A 14,291-nucleotide genomic window follows, 5' to 3' on the forward strand; every position below is an offset into this window, starting at 1 on the left:
TTGTATGCTATATTATAGGTAGATAGTTCTGTCATAGACTATATATTTTTACAAATAGAAAGATTGATAATCGAAGAAATGACGAGGTGTATTTTGAATATGCAAACTCAATTGGGAGACTATGATATTAGCTTGCCGAAGTACTATAATAATCGCGAACTCAGTTGGTTAGATTTCAACTATCGTGTATTACAAGAAGCTTATGATAACAACAATCCACTATTAGAAAAATTAAATTTCGTATCTATCTTTAGTTCGAACTTAGATGAATTCTTTATGGTGCGTGTGGCTGGTTTAAAAGACCAAGTAAAAATGGGATTCGATAAACCTGAAAACAAAACACAAATGACACCACAAGAACAAGTAGATGCTATTCAAGAAAAAGCTAAAAAATATGTCAATATGCAATATGAACGCTATAACGAACTTATCGAAGAATTACGCAATTATGACATTGTTATGTGTAAACCAGAAAACTTATCTGACTCTATTTTAAGCAAGTTAGAAAGAGATTTTAAACTAACTATTTTACCAACGTTAACACCACTTGGTATAGATGCATACCATCCTTTCCCAAAACTAAATAATAAAAGTCTAAATATCTTCGTAGATATCGATACTGATGATGCCATTAACTCAGCGATTGTTCAAATTCCATCTCTTATCCCTAGATTCTTAACTTATAATGAAGGTTCAAAACAATATGTAGTCATGGTAGAAGATGTCATTACACACTTCATCAATCACTTATTTACAGGCTATGAAGTATTAAATACCTTTACATTTAGAATTACTCGAAATGCTGATTTAACGATTCATGAAGATGGCGCTGAAGACTTACTTATCGAAATTGAACGCTTCTTAAAAGAACGTAAAAGTGGTTCTGCTGTACGCTTAGAAGTCGACAATCGTACAGCGTCTATCGAAGATTTAGGATGGTTAACAGACACTTTAGAAGTAGATGAACAAGACGTTTACTTACTTAATGGACCTTTAGATTTAACATTTATCTTTGGCTTAGTTGACCATCTATCCCATAAATTGAAATATTTAACATATGATAAATATACACCACAAATTCCACGTTCATTAGGTAACAATAATGTGTATGATCTTGCATTAAAACGTGATGTCTTTTTCCATCACCCGTACGAATCATTTGAGCCTATCGTAGACTTTATTCGTGAAGCAGCTGAAGATCCTAACACGATTGCGATTAAACAAACGCTTTATCGTGTAAGTAAAGATTCACCCATTATTAAAAGCTTAAAAGAAGCGGCTGAAAATGGTAAACAAGTGACTGTACTTGTAGAATTAAAAGCACGTTTCGACGAAGAAAATAACGTTCATTGGGCACGTATGTTAGAAGATGCAGGTTGTCACGTTATTTATGGTATGACCCATTTAAAAACGCATAGTAAAATTGCTCTAGTCGTTAAACGCATCGGAGGCAAATTAACTTCATTCGTACACTTAGGTACAGGTAACTATAACGATAAAACTGCAAAACTATACACAGATATGGGTGTCATTACGACAGATAAATTAATTGCTGAAGATGCCATTAATTTCTTTAACTATTTAAGTGGTTACTCAGTTAAACCTGAATATAATAAATTAATTGTCGCACCATTCGATATTCGTGACGTCTTTATTGATCGCATTGATAAAGAAATTGCAAGTCATCGTCAACATGGTAACGGTAAAATTATGATGAAAATGAATTCCTTAACTGATAAGGCCATCATTGAAAAATTATTTGAAGCATCTCAAGCAGGTGTTAAAATTCAACTCATTATTCGCGGTATCTGTTGCCTAAAACCAGGCATTCCAGGGGTCAGCGAAAATATTGAAGTTGTCAGTATTGTAGGTCGTCTATTAGAACACTCTCGTATTTACTACTTCTACAATAATGGTGACGAACGTATTTATTTATCATCTGCAGACGTCATGACACGTAACATGATTAAACGTGTTGAAATCTTATTCCCTGTAGAAGATAAAGAAATCGGTAAACGTCTTGTAGACTTTATGAATTTACAATTATCTGATAATCAAAAAGGACGTTATCAAGATCAATATGGTGATTATCATTACGTTCAAAATGATTTATCACCATTAAATTCACAAGCTTACTTGATGAAAGAAGCAGTTAAATATGGTAAAAAGCTAAAAAAGGAGACAACCCAGCCTTCAGGAATGCCCGTCGTTTCCAAAAGAAGAGCTAGCTGGGTCAATCGTCTTCGAAAAACATTAAAAAAATAATATGACTATAAAATAGCCAAGTCGTGTCATTCATAAGCACGACTTGGCTTTTTAATTTATTTCTCAGGATGTTCATACCAGTGTTTTAAGAATGTATATAACACATCACTATAAGTTTGAAGTTCTTGTGCTTCTATCTTTTCATCTACACTATGGGCTTCTTCTAAACTACCTGGACCATATAAAATGGTTGGAATATCAAAATGAGCTGTCCAACCTCCATCTGTCACTGTGGTACTCATACCATGTTTCATTTCGCTGTGATGAACGTGATAATGCGCATCTTGTAATTGTTTAAAGCCGGGATGTTCTAATGGAATAGTAAAACTTGGGAAAATTTCTCCCTTATCTTCAATCATTGATTCACCGCCCCATTCGAACTGTAACGGGTTCTCTCTCAACCAAATGTCTGCATCTGCAACACGATTTAAATACGCTTCTATCTCTTTTGTAACGTCGTCATAACTTTCATTAGGTAAATAATGAACCGTAATCCATAAACGACATTCATCAGCAATAAAAGCAGGATGACGTCCCCCTTCAATAACTGCTGGATTAATCGTATTCGCACCTGGTGGCATCCCAGGACTATGTTTCATTACTGCCCAGTGTTGTTCAAGTTCATTCAGTGCTTGAATGATTTTAGTCATTTTTTCAATTGCACTTGCACCAAATAAACCTCCGCCAGCATGAATCGTTTGACTACGTGCACCATCATGAATGGTATTCTTACTTTTAACCGTAATCCACCCTGTAATGACCCCGCCTTGTCCAAGTGCCATATTTTCACTTGTATCTAATACTAATGCTAAATCTGCTTGAGGACCGATTTCACATGCGCGTTTTGTTCCCGCTTCACCCACTTCTTCTCCTACTACAGATTGCACGACAATATCTCCTTTAGGTCGTCGTCCTTCTTGATGTAGTTTTTCAAGCACATAAAACAGCGAGGCCATACCGCCTTTCATATCACTCACACCACGACCATATAGCCATCCCTCTTTTTCAGTTAATTGAAACGGTGGATAGTGCCAATTAGAATCATCGTCCACATTCGCCACATCTACATGACCATTGAGAATTAATTTAGGTGCATCCTCATCTTCCCCTTTTAATGTTGCGACGATAACACTATCATTTTCATATAAATGTTCACGTTGAATATCAAAATTTAGTGTTTTTAATAATTGTTCAATGTCATCTTGTAAAGGATCCGTATTACGTCCAGGAGGACTTTCCGTATTATATTTAACTAATCCATCTAACAATTCAAATAAACGTTGTTCCATCACTTTATCACCCTTTTAAGTTATATGATCTTTCAATATAAGTGTAACATTTCAACACTAATATTGAAGGGTAAAAAGGAGCGTTTCCTACCATAGGCAAGAAACGCTCTTATTCTCATTAGATTTAAACTGGACGAACGACGACTTCATTAACGTTTACATGTGCAGGTTGCGTCACTGCATAGATTACCGCATCAGCTATATTCTCAGGATCTAATTTCTTTCTATCACCAAAGTCATATCCTTCTGTCATAGGTGTATCTACCATTCCTGGTAAAATACTGGTTGATTTAATACCCGTTCGCGCAAGCTCTTTTTCTAAAGCTTCTACAATACGTAATACAGCAGATTTCGTTGCACTGTATAATGCACTTGTCTTATTAACTTCAAAGCCTGAAATAGATGCCATATTGACAATATGACCACTAGATTGTTCTTCAAAATGAGGAAGTACGGCATTCAGACCATATAATAACCCTTTAATATTCGTATCAACCATTTTATCCCAATCGTCTACTTTGTAATCTGTGATTTTAGAAGATAAGTTAATGCCTGCACAATTGACAAAGATATCGACTTTTCCAAATTTAGCAATCGCATTTTCTACAAGAGCATCAACGTCATCACGATACATCACATTGGTTGGCGTAATAAGGTAGTCTCCTTCATTCAAATGTTCTGCAACACGTTGTAACTTCTCATCACTACGACCAGCTAGTACAACTTTAGCGCCTTCTTCAGCAAGTCGTTTGGCTGTTGCTTCACCAATTCCACTACTCGCACCTGTAATCATCGCAACTTTATCTGTTAATTTAGCCATATTCATCATCCTTTATTGTTGTTTATTCATTCAATTTCCATAATTCTCTATAAATAAACGTCTGTATCAATTTAAAGTCTCAATTATAGATTGTAATTTAAAAGTAAACGTAATAAAGTGAAGATATATATGACTATAAATAAAGGGGAATAGAATATGTCTGTGATTGCGAAAGATTTTAGTCCATTAGTTCAAGCATTACGTCAAAAAGTAGGCCGCACAAGTTTTTCATTTCGTTTCGAAGATTTATTTACTAAAGAAGAATGGTTAAACATGAGTGTCAAAGAACGCACACGTCAAGAAAGAGAATTTATTGCACGAATGGATCACATTCCAAATATTCGAATGCCTTTTTCTAGTGAAGATGGCTATAAGTTCAAATTGTATAATCAAGAGTATCAATATAACGAAGTGAAGAACAACTTTAAATCTTTATAATAAAAAACCCACATCAAGGGAAGTGAGATGTGGGTTTTAACACATTATCCAAAAATGATTGGGGGTATATTTAGGGTATGCCCTCGATTGCTCACCAACGAGGGCATGATATTATACGTTCATGAATGTTATAGGAGGTCATTCAATTCTGTATTTTAATTTGTAACTAGTGTTTTACGTTCGAGACCATAGAAGTATAAACGTTCAGCATCTAAATAAGACATTGAATCAATTGTCATATATCCATCTTTTATATCACTAATTAATCCTTGGTTTACGCCTGTTTTTAAATAAATATCGTAGCTACCTTCTTCAGAAAAAATAACGCCTTCTATTACCTTTCTCATTAGTATCACTCCAATTACTTATTCCTTACAATTCTTATCATACACGCTTTTTTTTATTTTAAAAGGGGTATGTGATGATTTTCACAAATAGTTCAATAATTTAAAAATTTGTTTGTTCATTTTTTCACATGTAAGTTGAATTTAAATGACAAGTATGTTAGTGAATAGAAAAAATGCGTGCTATTTTGCTCCTTATCCTGTTCCTTCAGGAATGTCGCAAATGCACGCATAAATAAAAGACTTAAAAACATACTAAGTCTTAGCTTTTAAGAAATTGATTATTTATAATCGTCTTTTCAATTTCTAGCATTTGAGAAAATATTTTTTCAAGAACATTCACAACGATACTATTACCAGCTAAACGAATAAGCTTAGAATTAGGTAAGATTTTTCTATCATTTTCAAAAACAATATTATTTCTCATTAAGTTATCAAAATCTTTTTCATCAAAACCCATTAATAAAAAACATTCTCTAGGAGTAAGGTTTCGATACATTTTATTTTTTTCTACCAACTTAATTTGATCATATAAAATAATACCCGAATTAGGATGTCTATCTTGTTTGGTAGTAATAGTTCTAGCAATAGTATTATCAAATGCAATATTATCTTTAGCAAGATGTCTATTTAATTTTAATATTTTTTCTCGAGATGGAGTAAAGGTTGGAGTGCTTTCTATAGCTTCATGTCTATATATATCATTATTATAATCAAGCTTTAAATACTCAGATAAAGGATGAAAGTTAATAGACTGATAATGTTCTAAGTTATTTTCAAATAAGTATTGTTCTAATTTTCTTTGTTGATATTCATTATTGACTTTAATACTCATCATGTAAGTTCTTATTCGACTTTGTGGCACTCCAAAATTTCTAGAATCTAATGTATATATTTGATTTACATATCCCAAAGATTCTAAAAACTCACACCACTCAATAAAATTATCTTTATGCTTATCTGATAAAATTTCACTTACGTTTTCCATTAATAAGAAGTTAGGTAGCGTTTTATCTTGTTCAACATACTCTTTTAATATTCTTTCAATTTGCCATAACAATGTGCTTCTATTATTGGCATTTCTATCTATACCACCTTCATTTTTATGCCAATGACCGCTTTTTGATAAATCTTGGCATGGAAACGAATATGTAAGTAAATCAGCATCAGGCAAATCTATAGCTTTTACCGAAGTGATATCTACTAAATTATTTGTTCTTCCAATTGCAATTAATATTGACTTAAGTTGAGTCATATTTAATGCACTTAAACCTCTTTGAGTCATCGGTTGTTTTCCATCATTAGATAAACTATATTTTGATAAAACCTTCAAAATAGATTCTCTCGTATGATGTCTTAGTGGTTTAAGATCTTGTGAACCATTATGAATGATATCATATGCATATAAAGCGCCAATTTCCCATTCAACAGTTGCTACTACTGAATAATCAATATTTAAGTTTTTTAATGCTTGAGCTTGGCTGCCTATACCACTAAACGTTTCTATTACTCTAAAAATTTTAATTCCCCCTTTAATTTGTAAATGTTAATAAATATTTATTACTATCAACTTTTTTGAAAGTAAAGAATTTATAACCAAAATACTCTAGATGTTCGTGAGTTATAGGGGTTTTTTCTTTTAAACCAATTATATTACTAAAATAATCATACAAATTAATATTTAGAAAATGTAATTCTCTATTAAATTCCCCATCTAATTTACCTTTTATAGATTCTCCCTTAAAATCAATGATGTCAAGTTCAGCATCTTGAATAAAAAAGCTTTTCATATCAGCTACATTATTATAATTAGATTTAATTAAATGAGGTTTCCTATTAGAAAATTCGCCATTTATTCCTGAACTATCCCATCTCTTATTAGCTTTTAAAGGTACAACAATTGGTAATTTAATAAAAACATCTGAATTATCCACTTTTAAGTCAGATTTTATATTATTTTTTTTATTAAATTCTTTAATATTTTTTTTAATAGAATCGATATCATTAAAAATATCTTCTCTTAAATTTCTTTTATCTACAATTTGCAAATACTCATTTATCGAGTTATCATTACATAATTTTGACTTCTCTTTTTGATCATTGAATAATTCATTTAAAGACTCATTAGTTTCACATAATAATTCATTATTAAATATAAATCCATTTTCTGTAAAGTTTGCAGAGCCCACGAAGCTTTTAGTCTCTTCATAGTTAGAAAAAACATATGCTTTAATATGAGTTAAAGCTGCCTTATACTGATAATAAATATTTACATTTTTATTTATACTCATAATTCTTAAATACTGTTTATGATTAGCTTTTAATACGCCTTCTTGACTCATACCAATGAATAACTCTATTTTTAAATCAGGAAATTCTTCTATAATTCGTTCTAAAAAAGATGCTGAAGCATATCCTGAAATAATCGATAACTTATCATAAATTTTACAGTTTTCTTTTAGTACATTTAAATATAGTTCATTATTATAAATCATTACTATTAGACCTTAGCCATTTTAAACAAACTATCAACATATTTTTCAATTCCTCCATCTACTAACTCAGGAGATGTAGTAAGAATTTTGGCAGTATTTAATTTTAAAACTGTTCTAAATAAATTTCTTGAGCTATCACTATAATTTGCATATTGTTTCATAATTTCTCTAAATAATTCAACATTATATCCTAAACCTGGTCTTTCAACTAATTGAAGTATAGTATCAGTAGTATTACCTATTAAAATTTTGTAAGTTTCGTCAATACTATTTTGCCATGACAAATGAATATACCACCATATCGTTTTCAACCAAATTCTACGTGATGTTTGATAAAAATGAGAAGCATTCATTCCCCATCTAGCATGTACAATATCTGGTATCACTTTAATAGATAAAAATCTCCAAATTTCGTCATTTGCCGCTACTCTATTAGAAAAATTATCATCTTTTCTTAAAATATCATATAACTTTAATCCAAATAAAACGTCAAATTGATAGTCCAATTTATTCGCATTATCAAAATTATATTCATCATATAATGAATCTCTAGCTTCAATTAATTGTTCACGTAAATGTTCAAATTCTTTTGGAGGATTAATAGGTTCAATTTCATTTATATTAACGATTAGTTTATCAAAGTCTTTATTGGCATTACTTATATCGTATCTTATATTTTCCCAATTAATCATATTAATTTGTTTCCTCCTGATTTAAATTTTCAATACCATTCATAAGGCTATTTTGGATAGAAAATATATCACTAGTATCTACATTAAAAGTTTTTACCCAATATGAAACAGCTGAAAGAATTGTACCAGGAAGTAAATTTTCTTCATCGTCTATAGAATATTGTTCAATGAGAATTACCTCTTGAATAATAAGTGCCATAGCTTGCATAATAATATGATTCATATATCCAAGATTAATTTTTCTTGTTTCTTTTTTCACTTCTGAAAACAGAGGATGTTTAATATTAAATGCAATACTTACATTAGATGCATCTAATGTATCTTCATCTGGCGATATCCAATTTTTTTCAATTTTCCACAATGGTCCTTCTTTATCTTCAAACTCTGTAATAGGAAAACTAGATCCTACTCCATCCACTACTAATTCAATAGGATTTAAATCTTCATAAGATAAAGTCATTCCTTGTGTATTTGCCATATATGGTAGCGTATCTTTTACTTCTTTTAAGTATAAAAAGAAATCTAGATTGATTACTCCTCTAATCGTTGAAGGCTCAAAATTATAATCAAATGTAATTTCTAGTTTATTTGCTTGATTTTTAAAAGATGCAATTCTCACTGTTTCTTGAAAGCTAGAGCTTTTTGAATAAATATGTACTGCTAAACCTATAGTATTATCAGTACATGTGATACCATTTTTACCGAATAATAAATATGGTTTTTCAATAATCAATTTTTGCTCTAATCTAAGATTGTTATCGTAAGGAGACCACATTGAGTCAAATTCATTAATATTAATAGAAACTCCATTTTCGCTATCTATTGAAATTTCTTTTTCTTCTTCCAAATCATTAGAAGAATAATATAGTCTGAGTTGTTCGAATTTAACCCCTGCTTCATCAATAAACTTCTCATTTAGCTTTCTATATAATGCTATTTGATTTGTCGAAAGAGTCAAAATTAATCATCTCCTTTCTCTTTATATTTATCTGAAGCTATAGAAACATTAGGTATAAAGTCTAAGGTATTAGTTTTTATAACCATTTCTCCAGAGACAATAACTTTATCGTTACTCATATTTTTTATAATAAATTCATCTAAATTATTAGACTCTTGATAAATTGATATTTGTTCATCATTAAATTGTTTAATATTTTTATTTAAAATCTGTTCATTAATTTTATTTATTTTAATGTCACTAATTTCAAAAGGAAACTGAATTTCTTCTCCCATCGTTTTTATCCAGTCTTTTTTCGTCATTTTTTTCTCTTGAGATAAAACTTCAAGATAAACAACACTAGTAGCTGTATTTTTAATACTTGCTTCAAACTCTACTTTCACTGTATTTCTATCAATTGGTTCAGAAGATAAAATATTGATATCAGCTAATCTATTCTTATCACTTGAGATTCTAGAATTAGTAATATTTTTTCTCTTACTTGTAGAAGTTCTTCCGTAATTTTTTGGAGGTAAAAATAACTTACCAAATTTTCTCGAAATGCCTGACGTAGCTGATGATTGTTTTTCACTATCATTACCTTGATAAAAATCACTTATTGTTTTACTTGTTGTAATTTTCATTCTATTTATAATACCGAATCCATCTTCGTCTATCCAATTAGCATGATCAGCATTTTCTGTTGCTCTTAAATATTGTTCAAGCTTATCATAGCCTTCTTTTTGAAATTTTATTGCTAATGGTCCTTCTGAATTAGGCACAAAAAAACCAATTAGTAAATCATTTTCATTAAACAAACTTGCTTTAGGTGCCCATTCACCATCAATACTATACTCAACAATCATCCCTGGTTTTCTACAATAAGCAATTATTTTAGAACTATTTTCTAAAACTTTTTTCTCATTTTTTAGGCCAATTAATTCTAGCGGTGAATATCTATTATCAGGGGGCGTCATTTTAAGCTCTTCTTTAGAAATTTTTTTAAAAGCAATATGTCCTACCGGTGTCTTGCTCGGCTTATCCATACCATTTTTCTTTAGATAAATGGGTTGAGTGACTATTGTTTTGTCTCCACTTTCTCCCTTTAAAGCACTTGTATATAAATCTTTCATCATTTCAAAAAATGGTTCTATATTATAGTTATCAAGTAATGGTTCTTCATTTACTCGTGCAATTAATTTAGAATTATTAACTAACTTTCTATATTCTTCATTATTTAATCTTGGGTTATACCATCTTTGAATTGCATATTTTAATGCTATCTCTTTATCTTCTTCCCAAGGATAAAGCTTTTCTTCATCTTCATTTAAATTAAAATCTTTTAAGTAAGGTATGATAATCGTTGTTCCTGTTTCTTCGTTTGTATATTGACTTAATCCAAATATTTCTAAGAACGCTTTAATTTTTTCTGAATCAGTCAGAGGAAAGATTCTTTCATCTGATTCATCTTTATATTCTCCCCACCAAGCAATACCTCTTACATTATTCGGTAATAGTTTTTCTTTTTGTTTTGGACTTTCTATAAGCGAAGCAATTAGTCTTTCTTCAAAACCATTATCAGTCTTCACGCGAGTATAATAGATAACTATTCCTGCTCCAATTCTGAAATAACTCGTTTTTCCTAAACCCCAGCTACCACCTGCTCCTTCTGCTTCTTGATTTTTGCCTATACCAAATACTAATTTATAAAAATTACTTTTATTTAATTCTTCTGGGTCAGTAGAACTATAATTCCCTGTTAAACCAGAAGTATTTTTATCTCTTATTGCAATGAAATTTTCATATTCCTTGTATTTACTATTTAAATTGTCTTCTACACCTTCAAGGTTAGTTGCAAGTTGATAAGAATTGAAATTTCCTAATGTAAAATCTACAATTGTTTCACTACTTTCTGGTAGTGTAGCATCTAAACTATTTTGTAAAGACTCTCTAACCATAAGATCTACAATAGGTAAACTCTTATTTTGTAACGATCTTAAAATTGCATCACCATCTTGAGCCATGCTTTGTAAGTCATTGGGAGCATTCTTTAATTTCATTTTTCTTTCTCCTCATTCTTAAAATCTTCTTTAAATTCATCTTCATCAATAACTTCATCAGTAAAATCAATATTAGCTGCTATATATGTTGCATTGTTACCTTTAGAAACTCCAGGTAACATTATATTTATGCCAATTATATCTTGAGGAAAGTCTAATTTTTCTCTTCTAGAATATTCGCCATTAGGTGATTTTTTTAAATCAAACTTTTTATTACCTTTATTTATTCTATAAATGATAAGTTGGGGAATATTACCGTATCCATATTTTTCTCGGGTGCTACGAACATCAATCATTTTCGCAGATTTACCTTCATCAATAGATAAATTTTCTTCTATATCTGCATATAAATCTTCTGGTCTTCTTAATGTACCTATTGAAATTACATTTTCTTTTTCTCTTAATTTGGTACGAACTACTGATTCCACCTTATATCCATGTATATTAAATTCATCTGTTAATGAACTATCAATTTTTTCTACTTCACCTTTACCTGATAAAATAACATTCCAATTTTTTAAACTTTCACTATTTTTTTCTAACCATTCAATTAATTGAGGTAAAGATTTCATTTTTTTATCTTTCTTAGAAACCTGATATTTAGTAAGAAAATCTTTTATCTTATTATTTTCTACATTTCTCCATATAAGTTTATTTTTCTTCACACTTGGTTCTGATAAACTATTTAAAAATTCTTTAGTAAAATTTAAATTTTCGTTTAATATTTTCGTATTCCTTTCGAAATATATAGTTTGGCTATTAAAACCAAAGAAATCAAATTCTTTTATTTCAGCAGATTGTTGTTTATTATTTGAAGTAATTCTAATTAGTTTATAATTAGGTGAATTTTTAATTCTAGGAGCATAATCTTTAGGAGTATTTCCAGTTTTTGAAAATTCCTTTATTTCATCTTTTAATTCTTCATTTAATTGACTTAAAAATAAAAATCTTTGATAAGCTAAATCATCTAACCATATTCTTGGAAAGATTTCATATTCCTTTCTATAACCAAACCATCGTCCCATTTGCATCAAAGTATCAGCTTGATTGGTTGTTCTTAAAAAATAAGTAGTTGTTAAGCCTTCCAATGTCAATCCTCTTGACAAAGTATTTCCACCAATAACTATAAATGCAGGTGCTACATTTGGCATATTATTTTTATCTGGATAAATAAGTCTAACTTTTTCATTATTTATTCTAGTTCTACTATTATCAATTGATAAGTGAATACCCTGATTAAAAATAGGAACATCATCTTCATCTAAATATATATAATTAATATACTCAGTTTCATTAAGAGAAACTAGATACTTTAATTCTTTAAGAACATCACTCCACACTGGGTATTGAGGAATATTATCTTTTGTAGAGTAGTTAGGCATTTCTTTAATAAAAAGTTCTTTATTTAAATAATGTTGTTCATTTAAATATAATTCTTTCATTTCTTTAATAACAATTTGGAAATTTTCTTTTATATATTTGATGTAATTTATAACTTTTCTAGCAATATTCTCATGGTGTTCAACTTTAAAACTAGTATGAACTAACATACTAATGGGCTTTTTATAATTCAAAGTCCTCATAGCACATACAGTCAATAAAAACCATTGGATTGACTTTTTAAAACTTCTAGGTATGTCTTGATTAGTATCTCCTTTTTGAATATCCTTAATTAAATTGGCATCTGTTTCGTTAATTTCTTTAATAATATCTATATGTGGACTAACTTCAGGTTCTTCCATACCAAAGATTTGAGTAGGCCCAATATAGTCTTCTGAGGGTTCTAACAATGTAATAAAGTCTTTAGGATAAAGTGAATCTTCAGTAGTTTCATTTAAAACATTTGCATATGGTGTGGCAGTATAAGAAACATAATTCATTGCTTTAAATGAATTATTATTTACTAAATCTTTTATTTCATCATTTATTCTTGATACATCTGTATTTATGTCTTTTGTATTTATACTTGCTTGATCTGCCTCATCATCAATAACTAAAATTTTCATATTATTTGCTTGATTTTTATCGAAAGTTAGCCACTTTTTTAATTTGTTTAATCTTGAATAATGTTTTAAACAAACTGTAATATATCTTTCTTTCGAGTTTTTACTTAAATTTAAGTTTTCGATACTATAGTCAATACTATTTTTACCTAAACTAGGATTATCTATATGGTTCCAATGTAAGCTACTTCTATTTTCACCTTTTAAATCACTGTAAAGTCTATTAGCAGTTTGTTGTCTTAGATTTTCTATGAGTCCAGATAAAATAATAAAATAATTGAAGCCATTATCTGCTGCCATCGCCATTAATCCAGCCATATTAGCTGTTTTTCCTGATTGTACATTACCCACTACTAATCCTTTTACCGGACCACTATTTTGTGTAGAGAATTTTAAAGATTTAAGTATTTCTAACGAAGATTTTTCAATATTTAATATTGATTTTTCTGAAAATCCCTTTTTAATTAGACTTCGTCTATAAGATTGCCATGATGAAAAATAATTTTCAGAAATAGTCGCATCATTTTCTGCATTTCTTCCTAGTTTACTTATTTTTATTTCTTTATCTCGTTTTATAATATCTTCTATAAGACTTTCCCATTCATCTACCGTTATAGCTTCTATACCCCACATTAATGCAAAATTATTTAACATTTCTTCTATATTTCCATTTTTTTGATTAAAAAACTTTATATCATCCCAAGATTTATTTGATGTTCTTTGATTTTCAATGAAAAGTATATATTTGGAATATTTTTCGTTGTTTATATCGATATTCATATTGTCCTCCTTATTTTAATATATATATAAATCATTATATAATATAGTATTTCTTATATAAATAAACCTAAAAATAAATTTTCAATAATTCTTTTATATATTTTTCAATAATTAAATTTTAAAGAAGTTTAATTATTAAAAAGAGTTCGGGACATAAAGTATCTGGAT

The 14,291-nt window shown here is 29.5% G+C and carries 11 protein-coding genes; 2 read left to right on the forward strand and 9 right to left on the reverse strand.

Going from position 1 to position 14,291, the window contains the following annotated elements:
• Nucleotides 1-99: 99 nt before the first annotated feature.
• Nucleotides 100-2,265: an RNA degradosome polyphosphate kinase gene (locus tag HMPREF3131_RS01285; protein ID WP_070436369.1), complete on the forward strand. Its 2,166-nt coding sequence runs from the start codon at nt 100-102 to the stop codon at nt 2,263-2,265.
• A 56-nt stretch (nt 2,266-2,321) separates the two neighbouring features.
• On the opposite strand, the gene HMPREF3131_RS01290 is transcribed toward HMPREF3131_RS01285, so the two are convergent.
• On the reverse strand, nt 2,322-3,554 hold the full coding sequence (locus HMPREF3131_RS01290) for an acetylornithine deacetylase (RefSeq protein WP_017175013.1): 1,233 nt from the start codon (nt 3,552-3,554) through the stop codon (nt 2,322-2,324).
• A 124-nt stretch (nt 3,555-3,678) separates the two neighbouring features.
• Nucleotides 3,679-4,374: an SDR family oxidoreductase gene (locus tag HMPREF3131_RS01295; protein WP_070436370.1), complete on the reverse strand. Its 696-nt coding sequence runs from the start codon at nt 4,372-4,374 to the stop codon at nt 3,679-3,681.
• A 156-nt stretch (nt 4,375-4,530) separates the two neighbouring features.
• Between HMPREF3131_RS01295 and HMPREF3131_RS01300 the strand changes: the two genes are divergently transcribed.
• The gene (locus tag HMPREF3131_RS01300) at nt 4,531-4,812 is read left to right on the forward strand and encodes a DUF1413 domain-containing protein (RefSeq protein ID WP_049382416.1); all 282 of its coding nucleotides are present in this window, start codon (nt 4,531-4,533) and stop codon (nt 4,810-4,812) included.
• 155 nt (nt 4,813-4,967) lie between these two features.
• On the opposite strand, the gene HMPREF3131_RS01305 is transcribed toward HMPREF3131_RS01300, so the two are convergent.
• The 7 genes from HMPREF3131_RS01305 to HMPREF3131_RS01335 all read right to left on the reverse strand — a co-directional run bounded on the left by HMPREF3131_RS01305 (nt 4,968) and on the right by HMPREF3131_RS01335 (nt 14,123).
• The gene (locus tag HMPREF3131_RS01305) at nt 4,968-5,159 is read right to left on the reverse strand and encodes a hypothetical protein (RefSeq protein WP_002448449.1); all 192 of its coding nucleotides are present in this window, start codon (nt 5,157-5,159) and stop codon (nt 4,968-4,970) included.
• Between the two features lie 259 nt (nt 5,160-5,418).
• The gene (dcm, locus tag HMPREF3131_RS01310) at nt 5,419-6,489 is read right to left on the reverse strand and encodes a DNA (cytosine-5-)-methyltransferase (protein WP_240930025.1); all 1,071 of its coding nucleotides are present in this window, start codon (nt 6,487-6,489) and stop codon (nt 5,419-5,421) included.
• A gap of 199 nt (nt 6,490-6,688) precedes the next feature.
• Nucleotides 6,689-7,651: a phospholipase D family protein gene (locus HMPREF3131_RS01315; RefSeq protein WP_070436371.1), complete on the reverse strand. Its 963-nt coding sequence runs from the start codon at nt 7,649-7,651 to the stop codon at nt 6,689-6,691.
• Nucleotides 7,652-7,656: 5 nt separating this feature from the next.
• On the reverse strand, nt 7,657-8,343 hold the full coding sequence (locus tag HMPREF3131_RS01320) for a DUF6339 family protein (protein WP_048680958.1): 687 nt from the start codon (nt 8,341-8,343) through the stop codon (nt 7,657-7,659).
• Nucleotide 8,344: 1 nt separating this feature from the next.
• The gene (locus HMPREF3131_RS01325) at nt 8,345-9,301 is read right to left on the reverse strand and encodes a hypothetical protein (protein WP_049379296.1); all 957 of its coding nucleotides are present in this window, start codon (nt 9,299-9,301) and stop codon (nt 8,345-8,347) included.
• A gap of 2 nt (nt 9,302-9,303) precedes the next feature.
• Nucleotides 9,304-11,340 (reverse strand): hypothetical protein, encoded by a 2,037-nt coding sequence (locus HMPREF3131_RS01330; RefSeq protein WP_048682693.1) that lies wholly within the window; start codon nt 11,338-11,340, stop codon nt 9,304-9,306.
• Nucleotides 11,337-14,123, reverse strand: a complete 2,787-nt coding sequence (locus tag HMPREF3131_RS01335; RefSeq protein WP_083277824.1) for a Z1 domain-containing protein — start codon at nt 14,121-14,123, stop codon at nt 11,337-11,339. Before HMPREF3131_RS01335 ends, HMPREF3131_RS01330 begins: the two co-directional genes overlap by 4 nt.
• Nucleotides 14,124-14,291: the final 168 nt, after the last annotated feature.

Origin of the sequence: Staphylococcus sp. HMSC14C01, assembly GCF_001808085.1 — a bacterium.
Lineage (GTDB): Bacteria > Bacillota > Bacilli > Staphylococcales > Staphylococcaceae > Staphylococcus > Staphylococcus hominis.